The 21,161-nt window shown below is 72.2% G+C and carries 21 protein-coding genes; 3 read left to right on the top strand and 18 right to left on the bottom strand.

Annotated features, from left to right (window positions below; translation table 11 throughout):
- Nucleotides 1-113: 113 nt before the first annotated feature.
- Nucleotides 114-1,436, bottom strand: a complete 1,323-nt coding sequence (locus ACIBIW_RS12425) for a PhoH family protein (protein WP_399334954.1) — start codon at nucleotides 1,434-1,436, stop codon at nucleotides 114-116.
- Between the two features lie 733 nt (nucleotides 1,437-2,169).
- Nucleotides 2,170-2,931 (bottom strand): isoprenyl transferase, encoded by a 762-nt coding sequence (locus ACIBIW_RS12420; protein WP_399334952.1) that lies wholly within the window; start codon nucleotides 2,929-2,931, stop codon nucleotides 2,170-2,172.
- 107 nt (nucleotides 2,932-3,038) lie between these two features.
- Here ACIBIW_RS12420 and mgrA point away from each other — a divergent pair, with 107 nt between their 5' ends.
- Complete coding sequence (gene mgrA / locus ACIBIW_RS12415; RefSeq protein WP_399334950.1) at nucleotides 3,039-4,076, top strand: L-glyceraldehyde 3-phosphate reductase; 1,038 nt, start codon at nucleotides 3,039-3,041, stop codon at nucleotides 4,074-4,076.
- A 724-nt stretch (nucleotides 4,077-4,800) separates the two neighbouring features.
- Here the strand turns inward: mgrA and ACIBIW_RS12410 are convergent.
- On the bottom strand, nucleotides 4,801-5,718 hold the full coding sequence (locus ACIBIW_RS12410; protein ID WP_399334948.1) for a LysR substrate-binding domain-containing protein: 918 nt from the start codon (nucleotides 5,716-5,718) through the stop codon (nucleotides 4,801-4,803).
- 169 nt (nucleotides 5,719-5,887) lie between these two features.
- Between ACIBIW_RS12410 and ACIBIW_RS12405 the strand changes: the two genes are divergently transcribed.
- Nucleotides 5,888-6,946, top strand: coding sequence for a YncE family protein (locus tag ACIBIW_RS12405; protein ID WP_399334946.1), 1,059 nt, complete (start codon nucleotides 5,888-5,890; stop codon nucleotides 6,944-6,946).
- A gap of 38 nt (nucleotides 6,947-6,984) precedes the next feature.
- Here the strand turns inward: ACIBIW_RS12405 and ACIBIW_RS12400 are convergent, their stop codons facing one another.
- Nucleotides 6,985-7,884 (bottom strand): prepilin peptidase, encoded by a 900-nt coding sequence (locus tag ACIBIW_RS12400; RefSeq protein WP_399334944.1) that lies wholly within the window; start codon nucleotides 7,882-7,884, stop codon nucleotides 6,985-6,987.
- 171 nt (nucleotides 7,885-8,055) lie between these two features.
- On the opposite strand from ACIBIW_RS12400, the gene ACIBIW_RS12395 reads away from it, so the two are divergent.
- The gene (locus ACIBIW_RS12395) at nucleotides 8,056-8,481 is read left to right on the top strand and encodes a DUF192 domain-containing protein (RefSeq protein WP_399334942.1); all 426 of its coding nucleotides are present in this window, start codon (nucleotides 8,056-8,058) and stop codon (nucleotides 8,479-8,481) included.
- A 57-nt stretch (nucleotides 8,482-8,538) separates the two neighbouring features.
- On the opposite strand, the gene ACIBIW_RS12390 is transcribed toward ACIBIW_RS12395, so the two are convergent.
- From ACIBIW_RS12390 to ACIBIW_RS12325, 14 genes are all read right to left on the bottom strand, one after another.
- A complete protein-coding gene (locus ACIBIW_RS12390; protein WP_399334940.1) occupies nucleotides 8,539-9,243 on the bottom strand; it encodes an OmpA family protein in 705 nt (234 codons plus the stop codon).
- Complete coding sequence (locus tag ACIBIW_RS12385) at nucleotides 9,243-9,842, bottom strand: hypothetical protein (RefSeq protein ID WP_399334938.1); 600 nt, start codon at nucleotides 9,840-9,842, stop codon at nucleotides 9,243-9,245. The genes ACIBIW_RS12390 and ACIBIW_RS12385 overlap by 1 nt, the downstream gene beginning before the upstream one ends.
- 29 nt (nucleotides 9,843-9,871) lie before the next feature.
- A complete protein-coding gene (locus tag ACIBIW_RS12380; RefSeq protein WP_399335836.1) occupies nucleotides 9,872-10,564 on the bottom strand; it encodes a pilus assembly protein TadG-related protein in 693 nt (230 codons plus the stop codon).
- Nucleotides 10,561-10,794 carry a hypothetical protein gene (locus ACIBIW_RS12375; RefSeq protein WP_399335835.1) on the bottom strand — a complete coding sequence of 78 codons (234 nt, stop codon included), beginning with the start codon at nucleotides 10,792-10,794 and terminating at the stop codon, nucleotides 10,561-10,563. The genes ACIBIW_RS12380 and ACIBIW_RS12375 overlap by 4 nt, the downstream gene beginning before the upstream one ends.
- 167 nt (nucleotides 10,795-10,961) lie before the next feature.
- Nucleotides 10,962-11,981: a LuxR C-terminal-related transcriptional regulator gene (locus tag ACIBIW_RS12370; protein ID WP_399334936.1), complete on the bottom strand. Its 1,020-nt coding sequence runs from the start codon at nucleotides 11,979-11,981 to the stop codon at nucleotides 10,962-10,964.
- A 61-nt stretch (nucleotides 11,982-12,042) separates the two neighbouring features.
- Entirely contained in the window at nucleotides 12,043-13,449 is a 1,407-nt protein-coding gene (locus ACIBIW_RS12365; protein ID WP_399334934.1) for a sensor histidine kinase, read from the bottom strand.
- 1 nt (nucleotide 13,450) lies between these two features.
- Nucleotides 13,451-14,338 (bottom strand): DUF5936 domain-containing protein, encoded by an 888-nt coding sequence (locus ACIBIW_RS12360; protein WP_399334932.1) that lies wholly within the window; start codon nucleotides 14,336-14,338, stop codon nucleotides 13,451-13,453.
- 17 nt (nucleotides 14,339-14,355) lie between these two features.
- Nucleotides 14,356-15,294, bottom strand: coding sequence for a type II secretion system F family protein (locus ACIBIW_RS12355; RefSeq protein WP_399334930.1), 939 nt, complete (start codon nucleotides 15,292-15,294; stop codon nucleotides 14,356-14,358).
- Between the two features lie 233 nt (nucleotides 15,295-15,527).
- Complete coding sequence (locus ACIBIW_RS12350) at nucleotides 15,528-16,868, bottom strand: CpaF family protein (protein ID WP_399334928.1); 1,341 nt, start codon at nucleotides 16,866-16,868, stop codon at nucleotides 15,528-15,530.
- Nucleotides 16,869-16,996: 128 nt separating this feature from the next.
- Nucleotides 16,997-17,431 (bottom strand): TadE/TadG family type IV pilus assembly protein, encoded by a 435-nt coding sequence (locus ACIBIW_RS12345; RefSeq protein ID WP_399334925.1) that lies wholly within the window; start codon nucleotides 17,429-17,431, stop codon nucleotides 16,997-16,999.
- A complete protein-coding gene (locus ACIBIW_RS12340; protein WP_399334923.1) occupies nucleotides 17,428-17,841 on the bottom strand; it encodes a pilus assembly protein in 414 nt (137 codons plus the stop codon). The genes ACIBIW_RS12345 and ACIBIW_RS12340 overlap by 4 nt, the downstream gene beginning before the upstream one ends.
- A gap of 139 nt (nucleotides 17,842-17,980) precedes the next feature.
- Nucleotides 17,981-19,279, bottom strand: coding sequence for a CpaE family protein (locus ACIBIW_RS12335; RefSeq protein ID WP_399334921.1), 1,299 nt, complete (start codon nucleotides 19,277-19,279; stop codon nucleotides 17,981-17,983).
- 43 nt (nucleotides 19,280-19,322) lie between these two features.
- Nucleotides 19,323-20,033, bottom strand: a complete 711-nt coding sequence (gene cpaB, locus ACIBIW_RS12330) for a Flp pilus assembly protein CpaB (protein ID WP_399334919.1) — start codon at nucleotides 20,031-20,033, stop codon at nucleotides 19,323-19,325.
- 85 nt (nucleotides 20,034-20,118) lie between these two features.
- Complete coding sequence (locus ACIBIW_RS12325; RefSeq protein ID WP_399335833.1) at nucleotides 20,119-20,976, bottom strand: hypothetical protein; 858 nt, start codon at nucleotides 20,974-20,976, stop codon at nucleotides 20,119-20,121.
- Between the last annotated feature and the right edge of the window lie 185 nt (nucleotides 20,977-21,161).

The following is a 21,161-nucleotide window of genomic DNA, read 5'->3' as shown; positions in this document are numbered from 1 at the left end:
CACGCACCCTCATCACGGGAAAATCTCCGCAAAGCGGAGCGTCGTGGCGGGGTCCTGACAGCGGGCCAGGGCGGACCGTTTCCGAATGTGCGCGTCGCCGGATGTCCGGTTGTTCAGATGCGTCCCTCTTCGAGCATCTCCGTCACGAGCGCGGCGATCTGGGAGCGCTCGGAGCGGGTGAGGGTCACATGTGCGAACAGCGGATGGCCCTTCAGTTTCTCGACGACGGCGACCACTCCGTCGTACCGGCCGACGCGCAGGTTGTCCCGCTGGGCCACGTCGTGGGTGAGGACGACGCGGGAGCCGGCGCCGATCCTGGACAGGACCGTCAGCAGGACGTTGCGCTCCAAGGACTGGGCCTCGTCGACGATGACGAACGCGTCGTGCAGGGACCGGCCGCGGATGTGGGTCAGCGGCAGCACTTCGAGCATGCCGCGCGCGGTGACCTCCTCGATGACCTCGCGGCTGGTGACCGCGGACAGCGTGTCGAAGACGGCCTGCGCCCAGGGGCTCATCTTCTCGGCCTCGGTGCCGGGCAGATAGCCGAGTTCCTGGCCGCCGACCGCGTACAGCGGCCGGAAGACCATCACCTTCTGGTGCTGTCTGCGTTCGAGCACGGCTTCGAGTCCCGCGCAGAGCGCGAGCGCGGACTTGCCGGTGCCGGCCCTGCCCCCCATGGAGACGATGCCGACGTCGGGGTCGAGCAGGAGGTCGAGCGCGATGCGCTGCTCGGCGCTGCGGCCCTTGATGCCGAACGCCTCGCGGTCGCCGCGCACCAGCCGCACCTGGCCCTCGGCGCTGACCCGGCCGAGCGCCTTGCCGCGCTCCGACTGGATGGTGAGGCCGGTGTGCACGGGCAGTTCCGCGGCCTCCGGCACGTACAGGGTCTCCTCCTCGAAGAGGAGGTCGACCTGTTCCGCGGCGAGGCTCAGCTCGGTCATGCCGGTCCAGCCGGAGTCCGTGATGGCCAGTTCCGCCCGGTACTCCTCGGCGAGCAGGCCCACCGAGGACGCCTTGATCCGCAGCGGGAGGTCCTTCGACACGACCGTGACGTCGTAGCCCTCGGCCTGGAGATTGCGGGCCACGGCGAGGATGCGGGAGTCGTTGTCCCCCAGCCGGTAGCCCGCGGGCAGGACGCCGGGGTCGGAGTGGTTCAGCTCGACCCGGAGCGTGCCTCCGAGGTCGCCCACGGGCAGCGGGGCGTCGAGCCGGCCGAACCGGACCCGGCAGTCGTCCAGCAGGCGCAGCGCCTGCCGGGCGAAGTAGCCCAGCTCCGGGTGGTGCCGCTTGGCCTCCAGTTCCGTGACCACGACGATCGGGAGCACGACCTCGTGCTCGTCGAAGCGGGTCAGGGCATTGGGATCGGCCAGCAGCACGCTGGTGTCGAGAACGTAGGTGCGCCGGTCGGGCATGCGGCGCTTTGTGCTGGTCACCACGGAAGGACGTACCCCCTCGGATGAGGTCGGTGAGGCGCACTCGACGCAGGCACGGGCGCCAGGAGCGAGCTGTACGCGACGGAGTCGCGGAGCTTCCCCAGGAGATGGGGTGAGGACCGGGGCTGTGGCCACGCCGCACGGGCCGAGCTCCGGCCCCCTGCGTCGTCCGTGTCCGTACGGTGGGTACGGTCCTGCTGGTGCAACGGGCCTCCCGGGCGAGCGGCCCTCTCGCCGCCCGCTGAGGGTGCGGCACCCTGTCCGGCGCCGCTTCCCGGCACCGCCTGGTGTCGACCTGGGGGAGGTATTCCCTCGAACGGCCGCCGCCATGCCACGCCGTCACCCAACACGCGGGTGAACTCCCGTCGTCGCCTCCGTCCACCAGCAGTTTTCCCTCGCCTGGCGCAGCCCCCCGGTAGCCCGTCCGATGAGAGCACTCCCTCTTATACGCCGCTGTCGGGGGGACGCTGCGGGGGATTCGCGCGGGACGCGACTTTCTGGGGCGCTCGGCACCGTCCAGCTCCGGAGGGGGCGCCGGGGCGCTCAGCCCCGTTCTCTCCTCTCGCCGCGACGGCGAGCCGCCCGGACGACGAGGGTCCGGCGACATCTCCCCGCCGCGCACCCGAGGACCGGAAAAGCCCCGCCCCCGCAGCCGCGCAGGCCCAGGAGCCTCACGCCACGACGGGGAGGGGAACAGGGGGGCCGAGCCCCTTCGGGGAGGCGGCCGGGAGGGGCGTCAGCCCCCGTACCGCCGGTGCCGGGCCGAGTAGTCGCGCAGGGCACGCAGGAAGTCGACCTTGCGGAAGGCCGGCCAGAAGACCTCGCAGAAGTAGTACTCGGAGTGCGCCGACTGCCAGAGCATGAAACCGGAGAGGCGCTGCTCCCCGCTGGTGCGGATGACGAGGTCGGGATCGGGCTGGCCGCGCGTGTAGAGGTGTTCCGCGATGACGTCGATGTCGACGATCTCGGCCAGCTCCTCGAAGCTGGTGCCCTTCTGGGCGTGGTCGAGGAGCAGGGAGCGGACCGCGTCGGCGATCTCCTGGCGGCCTCCGTAGCCCACGGCGACGTTCACGAGTATGCCGCCGCGGTCGGCGGTGGCCTCCTCCGCCTCCTTCACCACGGTCTGGGTGTGCCCGGGGAGCAGGTCGAGGTTGCCGACGTGGTGGATGCGCCAGCGGCCGTCGGCGGCGAGCCCGCGCACGGCCTCCTCGATGATGCCGAGCAGGGGGACCAGCTCGGCCTGGGGCCGGTCGAAGTTGTCGGTGGAGAGCATCCACAGGGTGACGACCTCGACCTCGGTCTCGCTGCACCAGCCGAGGAACTCCATGATCTTGTCGGCCCCGGCCTGGTGGCCCTGCGCTGCCGTGCCGCCCGACGCTCTCGCCCAGCGCCTGTTGCCGTCGAGGATGAGCCCGATGTGCTTCGGGACCTGCTCGTGGTCGAGACGGCCTTCCACCCGGCGTGCGTAAAGTCCGTACACCAGGTCGCGCAGGTTCACGATCGTCAGCCCCTCCGTGCGGATGTCGCCCCCGAAGCCGACAGCCTACCGCTGCGGAGCGGGGTGCTGACGACACGTAGCCGAACCGCTGACGTAGTTTCGTACCCATGAACGACACCTCCGCTTACCGTGCCGCCGCCGAGCGGTACGACGCCATGGAATACCGCAGGAGCGGCCGCAGCGGGCTGCGGCTGCCCGCGGTCTCGCTCGGTCTCTGGCACAACTTCGGCGACGACAGGGCGCTGGAGACCCAGCGCGCGATCCTGCGCCGGGCGTTCGACCTCGGTGTCACGCACTTCGACCTGGCGAACAACTACGGTCCGCCCGCGGGCAGCGCGGAGCTGAACTTCGGCAAGCTCTTCGCGCAGGACTTCGCGCCGTACCGGGACGAGCTGGTCGTCTCCACGAAGGCGGGCTACTACATGCACCCGGGTCCGTACGGGGAGTGGGGCTCGCGCAAGTACCTGCTGTCGTCGCTCGACGCGTCGCTGCGCCGTACGGGCCTGGACTACGTCGACATCTTCTACTCGCACCGCTTCGATCCCGGCACCCCTCTTGAGGAGACGATGGGCGCGCTGGCCTCCGCGGTGCGGCAGGGCAAGGCGCTGTACGCCGGGATCTCCTCCTATACCGCGGAGCAGAGCAGGGAGGCGGCGCGCATCCTCACCGGGATGGGGGTACGGCCGCTGATCCACCAGCCGTCGTACTCGATGATCAACCGGTGGACGGAGGAGGACGGGCTGCTGGACGCGCTGGAGGACGCGGGGATGGGCTGCATCTCCTTCGCGCCGCTCGCGCAGGGGCTGCTGACGCGCAAGTACCTGCACGGCATTCCGGAGGGTTCGCGCGCCACCCAGGGCAAGTCGCTCGACCCCGGGCTGCTCTCGGACGAGGTGGTGCGGCGGTTGCGGGGTCTCGATGCAATCGCACAGGGCCGCGGGCAGTCGCTCGCACAGCTCGCGCTGACCTGGGTGCTGCGGGACGAGCGGATGACGTCGGCGCTGATCGGCGCGTCGAGCGTGGCGCAGTTGGAGGAGAACGTGGCGGCGCTGACGGCGCCCGCGCTGACCGCCGAGGAGCTGACGGCGATCGACGAGTTCGCCGTGTCCACTCCGGGCACCAACATCTGGGCCGGGCGCGGCTGACCGCGCGCCGGATGCGCCGGACGCCCGCCCGGGGCAAGAAGAACGGGCCGGTCCGTGGGGGGGATACGGACCGGCCCGAGGGGGGGTTTCCACCATAACCCTTGGTAAGAGATGCTGCGTGCACCGGCTTGCCGAAATTACGCTCCGAAGTCGTCCGACGACAGGCGCATGGGGGAACGAATCGTCACGAACCCGGCACCCGGACCTTCTTTCAGGGAGGCGTACGCCGGGCGCACTCGCGCCCCCATCACCCATACGGGCGACCCGGAACGGACCGCTTCGAGGGCTCTCGTTTGCGTCCCGGCTCCGGGAACGCGGCGGCCGCGGGCGGCCAGGGCGTACGGCGGGGCGGGGCGGAGCGCGCGGGCGGGACGCCCTGGGCACCTCGCCTGACGGGCACCGGCCGAGGGCGGGGCGCCTCCGGGCGGTACCGCAAGCACCCCGTGACGGGACCGCGCAGCCCCCTCCGCTGCGCGACACCGCACCGCGCAGCTTTGCTGGCGCGAATTAACTTGGTCCGAACCTACGCGAGCGCACCCCGTCGAACCAGACCGCCCTTGATAACGATTTGGCAACTCCAGAGCGCGCCGCTTGGCCTTCGCATCGCCCCTTGAGGGAACAAGTGCGACTGAATGTCTGATCGTTTCCATGATTGGCCGGAATGCTCGGTTCCTGACCGGAAACGGCGGGGTGCACGGGGTGTGCGCGGGAGCGCGGTGACGCTTCAGGCGCTCGGGGCGGACGGGGTGGTTCCGGTCACCTCCAGGACCGTGGCGGCCAGGTGGTCGCGGAACCAGCGGTGGGCCGGGTCGGCCGAGTTGCGGGGGTGCCAGGCCATGCCCACGTCGACCGTCGGCAGGTCGAGCGGGATGGCGAAGGTGCGCAGGCCGAGCGCCGTGAGGGAGCCGGGGAGCCAGCCGCCGAGGGCGAGGCCGACCAGGTCGGAGTTGGCGGCGAGCAGGACCGCGCTGCTGGAACTCGGCACCACGACCGCGACCCGGCGCCGCAGCCCCTGCCGTGCGAGGGCGGTGTCGATCGGTCCCGTGCGCTTGCCCTGCCGGGAGATGCCGATGTGGTCCGCCGCCGCGAACCTGCGCACGTCGATCCGCCCGCCGAGGAGCGGGTGCCCGGCGCGGGCCAGGCCCAGCATCGGAATCCGGGTGAGCCGCCGCTTCCTTGTCTCCGGGTCCAGATGTTCGAGGACGCCCAACTCGACGTCCACCAGGCCCTGTCGGAGCGCGGGGCCGCCCTCCACCGCCTCCGGCAGGAAGACCACGTCGACCCGGGGGGCCTCCGCGCCGATCCGGTCGATGAGCGGCCCGGCGAGCCCGGCGGGCAGCGCGTCGCTGGCCTGGACGGTGAAGCTCCGCTGGAGGTTCGCCGCGTCGAAACCCGCCCCGGGGCGCAGCACGTTGTCGCAGTCGCGCAGCAACCTGCCGACCTCCTCGCGCAGTTCGAGCGCCCTCGGGGTCGGCGCGAGGCCCTGGCCCGCCCGTACCAGCAGCGGGTCGCCCACGGTGCGCCGCAGCCTGGCCAGCGTCCTGCTGACCGCGGCGGGGGACGTGCCGAGCCGCTCGGCGGCGCGGGTCACGCTGTTCTCCTGGAGCAGCGCGTCGAGCGCACGCAGCAAGTTCAGATCCATCAGCGCTCCTGAGCTGCATTTTTACGCCTGAGGCAATTATTTGCTGCTGATTCTTGCATTGCTGTCGGGGTCCGGGCGCGCCGAGAGTGGGGACGTCCCGCGGACCGCGGGGCTTCTCTTCACCCCCCTTGCTCCTCGGACCCCTTCGAACCCCTTCGGGAGACTCCTCATGTCCTCGCAGCAGTCAGCGCGCGCCGGCCGGGAGGGCGACGTCCTCGCCGTGGTCAGCCAGAGCGGCCCCACGGTCTCGTTCTTCGACGCCGCCGACGACCGGCACCTCGGCGCCCTCGACGTCCTCGCCGAGCCCCACGAACTCTGCTTCGACCCCACCCAGCGGCTGCTGTGGTGCACCCGCGCGTACCACTCGGGCTACTACCACGCGAACGGCGGCCGGTGCACCGAACTGACCGTCATCGACCCCGACTCCCGGCGCATCGTCGAAGTGGTCGACCTCGCGCCCGAGCACGGCCCGCACGGGCTCGCGCTCGACACCGCCCGGGGCCGGCTCTACGTCAGCGTGGAGGGCTCGGACGAGCGGCCCGGCGGAGTGGTCGTCGTGGACACCGCGACCCGGCGCCCACTGGGCAGGATCGACACGGACGCCGCTGGGCCGCACTGGTTCGTCGCCGCCCCCGGGGCCGGGATCGGCGCCGCGAGCAACAAGGAGGCCCCCTTCGTCTCGCTCGTCGACCTGGAGCGCGGGACCCTCACCGCGAAGGCCGAGGTCCCGGGGAGCGAGGGCATCGCCATCTCCCCCGACGGGAGCCTGGTCTACGTCGCCGCCCCCTACGGCGCCACCGCACAGGGCGCGGGGGAACGGCCCCCCAACGGGGTCCGGGTCGTCGACACCGCCACCGCGTCCGTCGTCGACACCCTGCACACCGACAGCGGCGTCGTCCCCGTGCACCTCACCTCGACAGGGCTGGTGCTCGCGGGCGAGATGGGCAGCAGCCTCGGCGTCGCCGCCTCCTTCGGCCGCCCGCGCCCCGGACGTCTCACCGTCTTCTCGGCCGACACCCGCAAGGAACTCGGCCGGATCGAGGTGGGGGTGCTCCCCCTGACCATCACCTCGTCGCCGGACGGCCGGCTCGCCTATGTTGCCTGTGTGGCCTCCTCCACCGTGGACATCGTCGACCTGGAGACGCTGGAGCGCCTGGCCCGCCTCGACATCCCCAGGCTCGACGAGCCCGGCGCCCATGGTCTTGCGTACATCCCGCGGGCGCGCTGAGCACGAGAGCGGGGGCGCGGGCGCCGTCCGAGGGCGGCTCAGGCCGCGAGGCCGCCGAGGAGCAGCCAGGCGAGGGCGCCCGCCAGCAGGCTGGGGCCCAGCGGGGCCACGTCCTTGCGGGTGAGGCGGCGCAGGGCGACCTGGGTCCAGCCGTACAGGGCGCCGAGGGCGAGGCCGGTGACGGCGCCCCCGACCAGGACCGTCCACCCGTACCAGCCAAGGGAGGCGCCCAGGGTGAGCGCCAGCTTGGCGTCTCCCAGGCCGAGTCCTGCCGGATTGGCCAGGACGAGGACGAGGTAGACGGCGCCCAGCGCGAGCGCGCCGAGGAGCGCGGTGGTCCAGGAGCCCCCGCTGCCGGGCAGCAGCGCGGCGAGCCCGAGGAGGGCGACGGTGCCGCAGGCGAGCGGCCAGGTCAGGACGTCGGGCAGCCGCCGTGACGCCTGGTCGACCAGGGCGAGCAGCACCGCCACGGGGGCGAGCGGCAGCCAGGCCGCCAACTCCGGCCGCGGCCCCGTGGTGAACGCGAGCGCCCCGCACACCACGGCCGTGACCGCCGCCGCCACCGGGGCGCGGGGGCCGAAATAGTGGGGCCGGGTGCAATGGGGCTGGGGTATCGGGTCTTTGGAGAGCGTGCTCGGGTCTTCGAGGGGCGTGCCTGGGTGTTCGGGGGCGGTGCTCGGGTCTTCGACGGGCGCGCCTGGGGCATTCGGGGGCGTGTTCGGGTTATCGGGGGCCCCGACCAGGGGTTTCTCGCCGTCGCCTGGGCAGCGGGGGAGGCCGAGCCAGCCCTTGAGGGGTCCTTCGAGGGGGCGACCCTCGGGACAGGCCACGCGCCGGGGTCCGTCCGGCTCGACCGCGAGCCGGTAGGCGGCGCGCGGGGCCAACAGGCCCGCGGCTGCTCCCCAGATGACCGCCAGCGCGGTGAGAAGTGCGTGCATGCCCATCACTCTACGTAGCGGACGCGGGCGGTGGGGAGCCTGTGGATAACTTCGTGGGGGCGCGCGGAAGCGGTGGGGATGCGGAGCCAACTCCGTTGTGGATACGGTCGTTACGGCCGCGGCCCGGGCTCGGCGGCCGACTTGGCGACCGGCACAGGGAGGTGCTTGGCGGTGGGCCGCTGGCGCAACGGGCAGGGCAGGCTTGTGGTCGACCCCTCCGAGGACGAGGGGGCGCGGGGGGCCGACGGGGCGGACACGGCCGACGGCGCGCGGGAGGCGCGGAGGGCGGCTCCGTCCGGGATTCCGCTGGAGATCGCCACGTCCTACCGGGCGCGCACGCGCGGGCTGCTCGGCAGGGACGGGATAGAGGGCGCGATCCTGCTGTCGCCCGCGAGCAGTGTCCACACCTTCCGGATGCGCTTCGCGATCGACGTCGCCTATCTCAACTCCCGTATGAAGGTGGTGTCCCTGCACACCATGAAGCCGGGCCGCCTGGGCACGCCGCGGCTGCGGGCCCGGCATGTGCTGGAGGCCGAGGCGGGTGCGATGGCGTCGTGGGGGATCAGGCGCGGGACCCGGGTGCGGGTGGAGCAGTAAGGGACGGCGGGGTCAAGAAGCGTTGAGGGGCGGGGCACTTCGGATTGGCGTTCGGGGTCAGCTTCCCGAGCCGGTGTCGGAACCTGAAGTGGTATCAGAAGAATCTGAGCCCGAGTCGGAGCCTGAATCCGATTCGGAGCGGGGGAAGGAGATTTCGACGCGGCGGTTCTTCTTCCTGCCGTCCTCGGAGTCGTTCGAGGCGATCGGGTAGTCCTCGCCGTAGCCGCGCACCTCGAAGGTGACATCGGCGCCCTGGAGGTCCTGGGCGAGTTGGCTGTGGACGGCCTCCGCGCGCTCCTTGGAGAGCTTGTCGCCGTGGGCCTCGGTGCCGAGGTTGTCGGTGAAGCCGAAGACCCTGATGAGATTGGCGCCCTGGTTCTTGATCTCGTCGGCGATCTGGCTGATGCGGGAGTTGGCGTCGCCCGAGAGGTCGGAGCTGTCCTTGCCGAACAGCACCTCGGACTGGAGGGCGAACTTCACGTCCGAGTTGGTGTCCTCGCGCCGTTCCTCGCCGCCGATGTCCTCGACGACCGACTTGATGTCCAGCACCTTGGGGTCGGCGAGGGTGGCGCCCGCGGGGAGCTTCAGGTCGGGGTCGTTGGGGTCGACCTGGACGGGGGCCGAGGCGGACGCGGAGGGGTACGGGCTGTCGTCGGCCGTGGCGTCCGGGGTGGCGAGGACTCCCAGCACGAGCACGCCGAGGGCGGCGCCTGCCGCGGCGCGGGCGCCTGCCCGGCGGGGGGTGCGGGGGGCGGAGGCCATCACGAGATCTCAATCGCGGTGTCGGGGAATCCGGGGAACTGGAGGTCGACGGAGGTGGTGGACTGGGGTGGGGCGGGGAATTGGGCGAAGAAGGAGAGCGAGCCTCCGGCCTTGATACTCGGGTCGAACGCGGCCGTGGTGAGGGGGCGGTTCTCGGTGTCACGCAGGACGTAGTACCGCTTCTTGTCCTTCGAGTCGACAAGGGTCATCGCGGCGATGGACCGTCCGGTCCCGGCGACGGCGTTCTCGGCGCCGCTCCACTGCACGGGAATGGTGAACGTCTCGCCGCCCGGGTTGTTGAACTGGCCGTTGACCGTGACGAATCCGCCGCTGTCCCGTTTGGCGGACTGGATCACCATCTCGATGCCGTCGTCGCCCTTGACGGTGGTTCCGCTCGACTCCGTGTCGTCCTGGCTTGGCTGGTCCTGCCCGTCGCCGTCCGACTGGCCCTGCCCGGCGGATGACGAGGTGCTGGCGGCGCGCTTCGAGTCGTCTGAGTCGTCCCCGTTGCCACACGACGTGACGGAGACGACCAGGGCGGCGGACACCAGCGTGACCGCACCCGCTCGCCGCAGTTTCCTGAGGTGCCGAATACTCATGGGTGGGATTCCCTTACGCTCGTTCGCTGTCAGTCCTTGGCCAGTCGGACGGTGAAGAGGTCCGCCATGTCCGGTAGCAGGTCCAGATGGTCCGGGTCGATCGACCAGTCCTTGTCGTCGCAGACGATTTTGCCCGGGGACGGCTCGCTGTCGTCGTCTTCGCCGTCATCGGCGCCGTCGCCGCCCGTCCCGCCGCCGTCATCGTCGTCGGGGGGCTCGTCGGGCAGGGTCGACGGCGGGGGGCTCTGCGCGGGGTCGAAGCCGCACCGGGGCTCGACCACGGCGGTGGCACGGGTGCTGGCGTGCTGCCCCTCGGTGCCGGGCAGGATGGTGTCACCGACCGGCTTGCCCGACTCGACCTGGACCGTGAATCCCCAGCGGCCGTCGTGGAGGAAGTCGCACCCGACGCTGCGGCCGTCGTTGAGCGAGGCGTATCTGGCCGCGGCGGAACAGCCGTTGTACGTGCCGATGATGTCGCCGTTCAGGATGTCGTGGAGGTAGTCGCCGTCGAGGATGTTCGCCAGGAACTCCCCCTTGAGCTGGTCACGTGACTCCTGTGCGGCGGCGAGCGCCGCGGCGTCGGCGGCCGACTGCGACGTGTTACGCAGCGCGTCGGCCTTGCCGAAGGCGAAGAAGAGCAACGCGAGAAAGAGCAGGCCGACGACCGCCGTGATGTACAGCGGTGCGGCCTGCCCTCGGTCCGACCTGGCTGCCGCGGCTATCTTCCCAGCACCGAGTTGATCTTCTCGGTGAACGCGTTCGCGATCGTGCTCCCCATGTTCGTGTTCAACAAGGCAATAATGATCGCCACCACCAGAATGATGATCCCCACATACTCGATCGCGCCCTGTCCCCGCTCGCTGTTCCTGCGGAGGCGTGTCGCCGTCGTGTGGGTCCAGTGGTTCGCGTAAGCCTTCGCGGTGGCCGCGGCCTTCAGCAGGGCGTCGTGCACGATGTTCCCCTTCGGGTCCCGTCGGCCGGGCCGACTCGGCGGAGGTCACACTGCCGCCCGTGCTTCCGGCTCCCCCGAGGTCGGTCTCGACAGCGGCACCCGCAGCGTATGCCGGGTGGCGCCGGTCGCGCATGGGTCCCCGGGCCCAACTCCGGGCCCAAATCCGCTCACGCATGGCCGCTCCCGCCTTCCGGGGCGGTGCCGAGCCAGCGGGCGATGGCCTCGCTGCGGCTGGCGGCGGAGAGCTTGGCGAAGATGCGGTTGATGTGGTTCTTGACCGTCTTCTCGCTGATGAAGCAGGTGGCGGCGATCTGCTGGTTCGTCATGCCCGACGCGATGAGATCCATGACCTCCACCTCCCGCTGGCTGAGACCCGCGGCCCTCCCCGGCGCCGGGTCACGGCGTCCTGTTGACTGTGCCATATCAGATTGCGAAAGCGAAGGGTCTTGACCTAATTGTTGCGGGGTCGCCTTCGACCGAACTACCGCCGATCGGGAGGGCCTTGGCAGGAAACGCCGGGGGCGGGCCGGGCGGCCGGTGTGTGCGGGTGCAGTTTGCACTGCGGGGGGTGGTGTGGTGCCGAGTGCGTCGGGGAGCCGGCCGCCGTGGTCCTGGGTCTGGCCGCGCAGGGCGGCCAGCAGGGTACCCGCGGCGGTCCTGGTGAGCGGGGCGCGGCCCGCGGTGATGTCGTGCACGGCCCCCACCAGTTCCTCGACGGTGAACTCGCCGTGCACAAGATAGCCGCCCGCGCCCCCGCGCAGTGCCGCACGGACGATTTCCGCCTCGCCGCTGTACGTGAGCATGAGGACGGGGGCGATACGGGAGAGGTGGGGCAGGGCGGAGATGCCGTCGACGCCCGGCATGCGGACGTCGAGGAGGATCACGTCGGGGCGGTGGCGCAGCGCGGCGCGGTACGCCGCGTCGCCGTCGGCGGCCTCGGCGACGACCTCGATGTCGGGGCGTCCTGAGAGCAGCACCGTGAGGCCCGCCCGTACCACCGGGTTGTCGTCGGTGACGACGACGCGCAGCGGCGCCGCGTGGCCCTCGGCCGGTGCGGGCGGCGGTGCGGGGGCCGGGGTGTGCTCGGAGCGTGCCGCGGAGTTTCCGGAAGCGTGCTGCGAGACGTGCTGGTTCGCGGTGCTCTCCGGGGTGTTCTGCGCGGGGTGGGGTTCCTGGTGGTCCGGCATGCGTGCGGCCTCCTCTCACGGGGCTCTCACGGGTGGTGCGGCGGCGCGGGGGCGCCCGCGTTCAGGGCGGGTTGTCGCGTGGTGGGGCGGTGGCGGCCTCGGGGGTCCTGTCCTCGGGCGGCCCCGCGGCAGGGGGGAGGGCGGGGAGCGCGGGCGGGGCCGGGGCGCGGGGGCCTGGGGCGGTGAGGGCGGCGAGCGGGACGTCGACGCGTACCTCGGTGCCGCCCGTGGAGGTGCCGCGGCCGACGCGGATACGGGCGCCGAGGGCGGCGGCGCGCTCCACCATGCCGACGAGGCCGAAGTGTCCTTCGCGGCGCAGGGCGTCGAGGGTGAGCCCTGCGGGCAGCCCCGTGCCGTCGTCGTGGACGGTGACGACGAGCTGGTCGCCGTCGAGGCCCGCGCTGACGTCGAGTTGGCCCGCCCCCGCGTGCCGGTGGGCGTTCTCCATGGCCTCCTCCGCGATGGCGAGGAGCTGGCGGGCGACGGCGTGCGGGACGGGCGGGATGCGGCCGCCCTGCGGCAGGTAGACGGCGCGCAGCCCCGAGCGGGCCCGGAAGTCGGCGGTGGCGGCGGAGAGTTCGGCGGCGATGTCGACGCTGGTGTCGAGCCCCGACTCGCGGCGCAGGTCGGAGAGGAGTTCGCGGGACTCGGCGGCGGCGCGGCGGGCGGCGCGGGCGACCAGGCCCGCCTGGTGCTTGACGGTCATGGGGTCCATGCGGTCGGCGGAGTCGGCGAGCCCTTCGGCGGCGAGGGAGAGCCCGTGCAGCGTCTTGGCGACGGAGTCGTGCATATCGCGGGCGAGGCGGGCGCGTTCGGCCTCGACGGCCTCGTTGACGGCGAGTCTCGCGCGGGTCTCGGTGAGGGCCTGGGAGGCGGCGCCGAAGCGCAGCAGCAGGCCGCGCAGGGTGCCGCCGACGGCGCCCGCGAGGGCGCAGCCGCCGACGAGGAGGAGCGCGGAGGTGCCCGTGCGGGCGTCGGGGTTGACGGCGTACGCCCCGGCGAGCAGCAGGATCTGGAGGGCGGCGAAGATCCCGGCGCCGCGCCAACTGTAGACGAGCCCGGCGAGCAGCGGGGTGCAGACGGAGACGAAGCCGAGGGTGGAGTTGGGGGACGCGGTGAAGAGCAGCAGGGCGCCGAAGAGCATGTCGAGGGCGAGCAGGGAGGGGTGGCGCAGCAGTATCGGGCCGAAGCGCTCCCAGTCGCGCATGAGGACGTACGAGACCATGAAGGTGACGAAGACGGCGGCGCCGACGAGCCAGGCGGCGAGGCCGTTCTCGGCGGTGGTGAGGGCGAAGGGCGCGGCGATCGCGATCATCGCGAGGCGGAAGCCGAAGAGCTGGCGGCAGAGCGCCTGGAGGGCGTTGACCTGGAGCGGCAGCGTGGGCACATGGCCGACGGGGTCCGCGGGGTCCGTGCTGCCCGCGGTGTTGCCCGCCTCGATGCCGCGCCCGGTCCGCCGCCCGCGCATGTCAGCCGCCCAGCAGGTCGTTGAAGTCGACCCCGGAGGCGTAGTAGAAGCCGACCGAGATCAGGATCATGGTGGCGGGCAGCATAATGCTGGTGACGATGAGGGTGGCCTTGGGGACGGCGCGTGACGCCTTGCGGCGGGCGTTCTGGGCGTCGGTGCGGCGCATGTCGTTGGCGATCTGGATGAGGGTGTCGACGATGGGGGCGCCCAGTTCCTCGCCCTGCTGGAGGGCGCTGACGAACATGGAGACCTGTTCCGAGTCGTTGCGCCTGCGCAGTTGTTCGAAAGCCTCCCTGCGGCTGATGCCCATGTCCATCTGGCGCAGGGTGATGCGCAGTTCGTCGGACCAGGGGCCCGAGTACTTCTCGGCGACGCGTTCGAGCGCCTGGCGGAAGCCGAGCCCTGCGGAGACGACGACGGCGAGGACGTCGAGGAAGTCGGGGAGGGTGCGCTCGATGTCGTCCCTGCGGCGGCCGATGGCGACCCGGATGATGACCTCGGTCCAGAAGAAGCCGTAGACGGCGAAGATGATCGCGAGCAGCAGTTGGCCGCTGAGCAGCATCACGACGGCGGCGACGGTGCCGAGGGCGGTGAAGACGGCGCGGCGGGCCGCGTAGCGGTCGAGGGTCATGCCGCCCGGGTTGCCCGCCATGTCGAGCTTGCGGCGCATCCGGTCGACGCGGCGCGGGCCCATGAGGCGCAGCACGGTGGGGGCGTGGCGCATGCCGAGGCGGTCGACGGCGGAGCCCGTGCGGCTGGTGCGGGTGGCGCCGACCTCCAGGGCGACGGCGAGGTCGTCGGGGAGCTTGGCGTCGGCGCGGTAGAGCCTGACCCCGGCGAAGACGCCGTAGACGGCGAGGGCCATGACGGCGGCGAGGAGCAGTTCCATGGTGTGTCTCCCCCCGCTCAGATCCGGACCCGGGTCATCCGGTTGATCAGGAAGGCGCCGAGGGCGTAGAGGGCCGCGGAGACGATCACGGCGAGCTTGCCGATGAAGGAGCGGGTCATGTCGTCGAGGGCGCCCGAGCGCATGCCGTTGATGATGAGCAGGAAGCCGAGGCCGAGTACGGGCACGGCGACGGCGGTGACCTTGACCTGGGAGAGCAGGGTGACCACCTCGCGGCGGGTCTCCTTGCGCTCCTCCAGGGTCTCGGTGAGGTTGCGCAGGCTGGAGACGATGGCGCCGCCCGCCCTGTTGGCGAGGATGAGGGTGGTGACGAGGACGGTGAGTTCGCGGGAGGGCAGCCGCTCGGCGAGTTCGTTCATGGCGTCGTCGAGGGAGTGGCCGATGGCGAGCTGGTCGGCGACGGTGCGCAGTTCGCTGCCCGCGGGGTCGTCGAGTTCGTCGGCCGCCATGGCGATGGCGGTGCGCAGCGCGAGGCCCGCCTGGGTGGCGTTGGCGAGGATGCGGGTCAGCTCGGGGAGTTGTCCGATGAACGCTTCGGTGCGCCGTCCGCGCTGCCAGTTGAGGTAGGCGGACGCGCCCCAGACGGTGACGGCGGCGGCGATCAGGCCGAAGAAGTCGGTGAAGACGGCGCCGACGACGAAGTAGGCGACGAGCAGCGCGGCGACGGTGTAGACGGTGTACTCGCCGGGGGTGACGTCAAGGCCGGTGGTGGCGATGCGGCGTTCGAGGCGCTTGCCCGCCCTGGTGCGGCGCACCCGGCGGTCGATCCCGGCGAAGCGGCGCGCGCGGCCGGGGGGCGGCGGTATCCGGCCCGCGGCGGCGAGGCGTTCGACCAGGGCCTGTTGCTGGGCCCGTCCGGCCGCGAAGACGTGCAGGCCGACGACGGCGAGCACACAGGCGAGCAGTGCGGCGCCTGCCGCCAGCAGGGAGTAGTCCATGGGTCGGTCGGCTTTCCTCGGGGCTGATGCGGGTCGGTGGGGGTTGAACGGGGTCCGTTGGGGGTGGTCCGGGCGGTGTGTGGCGGTGTGCGTGGAGTGGTGGGTCCCCGGAGCATTGTCGCGGTACGGGGCCGGTCACGGAAGCGGCCCCCGGCATTACGGGCGGTGAAGTCCTGGTGTGCGCCCGGGGGGTGGCGGCGTGTCAGGGGCCCGCGCGCGCCGTCGACGGGCCGTCAGGTGAGGGAGCGGCGCACGACGAGCTGGTCCTCGTGGGAGGCGACGCCGAAGACCGGGGAGACCGCCTCGTTCTTCATGTACAGGCGCTCGGCGACCCCGCGGGGCAGCGGGAAGTACTCGAAGCGGCCGTGGATACGGCCGTCGGGGCCCATGGGCTGGGCGTTGAAGCGGCAGGCGGTGGCGAAGCGGTACTCCTCCCTGCCGTGCGAGTCGACGAGGGCGATCTCGGTGACCCTGCGGGCGCCGTCGGCGAACCGGGTGAGCTGCACGACGACCTCGACGGCGCTGTTGATCTGGTCCTTGATGGCGACGAACGGGATCTCCACCTCGGACATGGACGCCAGTGTCTGAAGCCGCATCAGGGCGTCCTCGGCGCTGTTGGCGTGCACGGTGGCGAGCGAGCCGTCGTGGCCCGTGGACATGGCCTGGAGCATGTCCAGGGTCTCGCCGCCGCGCACCTCGCCGACGATGATGCGGTCGGGCCGCATGCGCAGCGAGTTGCGCACCAGGTCGCGGATGGTGACGCGGCCGTTGCCCTCCACGTTGGGCGGCCTGCTCTCCAGGGTGATCACATGGGACTGCTGGAGCTGGAGTTCGGCGGAGTCCTCGATGGTGACGATGCGCTCGCCCTCGGGGATGAGACCGGACAGGGCGTTGAGCAGGGTGGTCTTGCCGGTGCCCGTGGCGCCGGAGACGATCACGTTGAACTTGGCCCTGATGAGCGCGGCGAGCAGCATCGTCATGTGCTCGTCGAGGGAGCCGAGGGCGATCATCTCCTGGAGGGTGAAGGCGCGCGGGAAGCGCCTGATGGTCAGCACGGGCCCGGAGAGCGACAGCGGTGGAATGATCACGTTGACGCGCTCGCCCGAGGGCAGCCGGGCGTCCACCATCGGATTGGCCTCGTCCACGCGGCGGTTGACGGTGGAGACGATGCGCTCGATGGTCTGCATCAACTGCTCGGCGGAGCTGAACCTGAGCGGAAGCTGTTCGAGCCTGCCGCCGCGCTCCACGTAGATCCGGTCGGGGCCGTTGACCATGATCTCGCTGATGGAGGCGTCTTCGAGGAGGGGTTCGAGGATGCCGAGGCCCAGCGCCTCGTCGACGACGCGGCGGATCAGGACGGCGCGCTCCTGTGTGGACAGGACGGGGCCCTCGCGGCTGATGATGTGGCCGAGGACGCGTTCGAGGCGGACCCGGCGGTCGGCGGCGGCCAGTGCGGACATCTCCGCGAGATCGATCTCCTCCAGGAGCTTGGCGCGGTAGACGCCGACGAGGTGGTTCTCCTCGTGCTGGCCCGCCCCGGGCTCTGGGCTGTTGATCCGGGACCTGAGGCTCATTGTCGTCACTCCTTGGCGGTGCCAGGGGCCCCCGACGGGGGCCGGTGCGGCACCTTCGTGTCCTGCTGCTCCGGTATGGGGCGGGCGGGCCTGTCGGATCGGTGCGGGGCGCCGGGCGGCCCCCGTGGTCAGTCGTCGCGTGGCATGGTCACGGTGCGCTCCGCGCTGCCGAAGCCGACGCCCGGCACGAGGGACGGGATGTCCACACGCACGGTGACGGTCACCGAATCGCCGCCGCCCCCGCCGCCGGAGACGTGCGCGTCGAGCCAGCCGCTGACGGCGGCGCGGCCCGCGGTCTGCGGGTCGGTATCGGCGTCGGGCTGCGCGGCCACCCGGGCGGCGGCGCGCGCCGCCGTCCCCGCCTGCTGTACGGCGAAGATCGCGAGGCCGAGCTGGACGGCGGCGACGGCGACCAGCAGCAGCACGGGCAGCAGCCCGACGTACTCGATGGCGACCTGGCCGCGGTCGTCGCGCCGGGCACGGCGCCGCCACGGACGCGGCTCCCCCGCGCTCCGGCCCCGTATCGCCGCCGGGGGCTCGTGGCCGTCCGTGGGTGCCCTCATCGGTCGCTCTCCTCGGCCGCGGCGGCCGTGCCGGGCACGGTGATCGGCATATTGACGGCGCCGGGGAACAGCAGCGGCACCTTCAGGTCGACATGGGCCTCGACGAGCCCGGCCCCCGAGGCGCCGCAACTGATCGAGGCGCTCCACGCGGCCGGGAGGTCCTGGCGGGCCGCGGTCTCGCAGTCGTCGCCGACGGCGGCGGCGCGCACCGCGCGGTCGGCGGCGTTGCCCGCGAGGACGAAGGTGTAGCCGACGATCGCCGCCTGCCACAGCAGCACGACGATCACCAGGATCGCCGGGGTCATGGAGACGAACTCCAGCGCCACCTGGCCCCGTTCGCCGCCCGCCGCGCGCAGCCGCCGCCGCAGGGCGCGCACCGGGACGGCCCGCGCGACCGCCGCGCCGCGCACGCCCCGTAAGACCGGCGCGCCCCGCGCGCCTCGCGCACTCCGCAGGGTCCACGCGCCCCTCGTACCCCGCGCGGTCCACACGCCCCGTGAGGCCCCCGTGGCCCGTATGGTCACCGCTCGTCACCCCCACCCATGACCGTCAGCCGCCGCCCAGGCTCTTGCGGGGCGTGCCACTGGGTGTACTGCCCGCTTCGAGGCTCCGCTGACCCCGGCGGCGGGCACCGAATCCGGCGGAGCGCCTGCCGCGGCCCTGGGGCGCGCCGTCCTGGGCCCGTACCAGGCCGAGTTCGCCGGCGAGCGCCCACAGCGCCTGCTTCACCGTGGACTTGGCGTCGAGGTCCTGCATACGGCCCGCGTCGAGGACGCCCTGCAACTCCTTGAAGGCGGCGGGGACCGCGGTGGCCGCGACCCTGGTGCCGGTGATCTTCTGGACGAGCGGGGGCTGGATCTCGGCGCCCCGCGTATGCCGGTTGACCACGGCGACGGTCTCCTCGGCCTTGCGGATCTGGAGGCGGCCCCAGAGCCGTACGACGCGCTTGGCGGCGCGCACCGCGACCACGTCGGGCGTGGTGACGAGCACGGCGGTGTCGGCCATCTCGACGGCGGCGGCGTTGGCGCTGCCGAGCTGGGTGCCGCAGTCGACCACGACGACGTCGAAGCGGGAGCGCAGGGCGCTGAGGATCTGCCGCACCGAGCGGTCGGCGACCTCCTCGCCGCGCTCCCCCTCGGCGGGCGCGAGCAGCAGCGCGATGCCGGTCTCGTGGACGAACAGGGCGTCCTGGAGCACCCGGGGCGAGATGTCGCGCACCGCGGCGAGGTCCACGACGGAGCGCCGGAACTGCACGTCGAGGAAGGAGCCCACGTCGCCCGACTGGAGGTCCATGTCGACGAGCGCGACCGTGTGCCCCGAGGCCCTGGCGGCGAGCGCGAGCTGCACGGCGGCGGTGGTGGCGCCGACGCCGCCCTTGGCGCCCGAGACGGACACCACGGTGCCGCCAGGGCCGCTGAGGACGTCGCCGCCGCTGCCGAGGTGACGGCGCACCCCGAGGGCCCACTGGGCGGCGGTCTGCACCCTGCTGCCCAGTTCCTCGTAGCTGAGCGGCAGTCCGACGACGCCGCGGGCGCCGGAGTCCATGGCGGCGGAGAACAGGCCCCTGCTGGCGTCGGTGGTGATGAGGACGACCCCGACGGCGGGGAAGCGCAGCCCTATCTCGCGGATGAGTTCGAGCGCGGGCACGGGTCCGATGCGCTCGTGGACGAGGACGACCTCGGGCAGCTCGTCGAGGGACTCCCCGGCGAGCCGCGCAAGGGTGTCGAGCAGCGAGGTGGAGTCGCCGAGCGGCGGCGCCGGGTCGGTGTCGGGGAGCTGGCCGAGCAGGGTGATGACGGACCTGGCGACGTCGAGGTCGCCGACCGCGGGCAGGATTCTCGTGCTCATCCGGACCTCACTACCTCGCTGCCCGCCGTTGCCCCGGCGGCCGTCACTTGCTGTCCTCGTCGAGGGTGTACGAGCGGTCGCCGGGGGGAACGTCGGCGGCGGCGCCGGGCGCGTTCAGGGCGAGCCTGACGTGCTCGGCGAACGACTCGGCGTAGGCGACGCGCTGGGCGTCCGCGGGGTTCAGCGCGAACGTGATCGGCACCGCCTCCTGGGGCCCGTCGCGGTTGTCGTCGCGGTTGGGGTCGAGAGCGGTGATCTTGCCGACGTCGGTCACCCTGGCGTCGGTGACGATGATCCTGGAGAGCGACTTCTCCTTGTCGTTGTCGGCGGCGAAGGTGGCGTAGATGTTCACCCGCGCGCCGGGGGTGATCTTCCCCGCGACCCCGGTCTCGGCGTCGATCATGATGGCGATCTCCTGCTCGCCCGGCTTCAGTTCGGGCTGCTCGACGATCATGTCGGACTGGAGCAGGGAGCCCTTGCGGAGCGTGGTGACGGCGACCTTGCCGCGGATGTCGGCGAGATCGGTGACCGCGGTGTCCGAGAGCCAGCGCTTCGGCAGGGACACCTTGCGGAACGCGCCGTCGTCCAGCTTGGTGTACGGCGCGACGTCCCGGGCGAGTTCGTACGCGGTGACCTCGGGCCCCACCTTCGAATTCGCGTCGCTGATCACGGAGATGACCCCGAAGAACGCGGCTATCGCGCACAGCACGGAGACGATGAGGAGGATGACTCCACGGCGCTGACGGGAATTCATGGGCGGCACAACCTCGTTAGGGACGCGGTTCGGTCGGGTGGCGGTACGGGCCGCGGCCCCGCGGCGGCCGGGGCGGCGGGGGCGGTCACGGCCTGCGGGCGGGGCGCGCCCCGTCGCCTATGGCGGCCACCGCGCGGTTCTCCCTGGGGGTCAGCGGCGCCCCGCAGAAGCAGCAGCGGTCTCCTATCAGCTCCATGCCGCACCAGTTGCAGCGCTCCCTGCGCACCGAGGACACGAGCTGGTGGATGACGGAGACGTCGGGCAGGTGCGCGGCGAACTCGACGAGGCGGGACGTGCCCCACCAGCCGGGCGAGTCGGCGGGCAGCGCGGCCTCCTGCACCCCGCCGACCCGCCAGGAGGGCGCCAGGGTCTCGGTGACCCAGTCGGACTGGAGCTGGCCGCGCGCGAGGGTGAGCCGGGTGGCGTACTCGGGCCCCGTCAGGCGGGCGTCGCCGCCGACCCTGACGAGCTGGGGCGTGGGCCCCGTGACGACCCCGAACTGGCTTCCGGGCACCCAGGACCTGGCGTGCGTCTTCAGGTCGACGGGGACCCGGTCGAGCCGGGTGACGGACGCGAGGAGCGCGCCCGCGTGGATGTAGTGCGCGAGGAGTCTCGCCGCGGCGGCGACAACGCCCGCGCTGAAGTCGCAGACCGAGAGCTGCCGTAACTGCCGCGCCAGCACCGCGATCCCGAGCGGCGGCAGCGCGGACTCGACGAGGGCGATGCGGTCGCTCTCCAGGATGGCGCGCACGGTGTGCAGCCGCCGGGCGTAGGCGGTCTCCAGCGTGGCGGGGTGGACGACGACGACATAGCCGAACTGCTCCTGGAGCAGGTGCATCTCGGCGAGCGCGTCGTCGAGCGACTGCTCGTCCGGCGGGCGGAGGGCGACGGCCGTCGGGGTCTGCTGGTCGGTCGGAGGCAGCACCAGATCCGCCCTGGTCACTGCGATTGCGGTCGGCACGGCGCTTCCCCGTTCACTCAGGTCACCGACAGTCCCTGCCACCGCTACCCGGAGTGGCGCAGAGCTGCACGAGGAACCTTATCCAGGACTTTGCGGGCAGAGAAGGTGCCCAAGTCCCCGCCGGGGTCGGTCCGTAGCTTCCAGAGGTCTTGACAACACGATTGGTC

The organism is Streptomyces sp. NPDC050560, from assembly GCF_044457285.1.
Classification (GTDB): Bacteria; Actinomycetota; Actinomycetes; order Streptomycetales; family Streptomycetaceae; genus Streptomyces.
Note: the sequence above shows the minus strand (reverse complement) of the source record. Positions and strands in the feature narration are given on the sequence as shown.

Coding starts and splice junctions, on each gene's coding strand:
- mgrA (WP_399334950.1), top strand. CDS start 3,039: ATGAACGACACCTCCGCTTACCGTGCCGCCGCCGAGCGGTACGACGCC.
- ACIBIW_RS12370 (WP_399334936.1), bottom strand. CDS start 11,981: ATGCCGGACCACCAGGAACCCCACCCCGCGCAGAACACCCCGGAGAGC.
- cpaB (WP_399334919.1), bottom strand. CDS start 20,033: ATGAATTCCCGTCAGCGCCGTGGAGTCATCCTCCTCATCGTCTCCGTG.
- ACIBIW_RS12350 (WP_399334928.1), bottom strand. CDS start 16,868: ATGAGCCTCAGGTCCCGGATCAACAGCCCAGAGCCCGGGGCGGGCCAG.
- ACIBIW_RS12410 (WP_399334948.1), bottom strand. CDS start 5,718: ATGGATCTGAACTTGCTGCGTGCGCTCGACGCGCTGCTCCAGGAGAAC.
- ACIBIW_RS12355 (WP_399334930.1), bottom strand. CDS start 15,294: ATGGACTACTCCCTGCTGGCGGCAGGCGCCGCACTGCTCGCCTGTGTG.
- ACIBIW_RS12385 (WP_399334938.1), bottom strand. CDS start 9,842: ATGAGTATTCGGCACCTCAGGAAACTGCGGCGAGCGGGTGCGGTCACG.
- ACIBIW_RS12390 (WP_399334940.1), bottom strand. CDS start 9,243: ATGGCCTCCGCCCCCCGCACCCCCCGCCGGGCAGGCGCCCGCGCCGCG.
- ACIBIW_RS12335 (WP_399334921.1), bottom strand. CDS start 19,279: ATGAGCACGAGAATCCTGCCCGCGGTCGGCGACCTCGACGTCGCCAGG.
- ACIBIW_RS12345 (WP_399334925.1), bottom strand. CDS start 17,431: ATGAGGGCACCCACGGACGGCCACGAGCCCCCGGCGGCGATACGGGGC.
- ACIBIW_RS12400 (WP_399334944.1), bottom strand. CDS start 7,884: ATGCACGCACTTCTCACCGCGCTGGCGGTCATCTGGGGAGCAGCCGCG.
- ACIBIW_RS12360 (WP_399334932.1), bottom strand. CDS start 14,338: ATGGAACTGCTCCTCGCCGCCGTCATGGCCCTCGCCGTCTACGGCGTC.
- ACIBIW_RS12365 (WP_399334934.1), bottom strand. CDS start 13,449: ATGCGCGGGCGGCGGACCGGGCGCGGCATCGAGGCGGGCAACACCGCG.
- ACIBIW_RS12405 (WP_399334946.1), top strand. CDS start 5,888: ATGTCCTCGCAGCAGTCAGCGCGCGCCGGCCGGGAGGGCGACGTCCTC.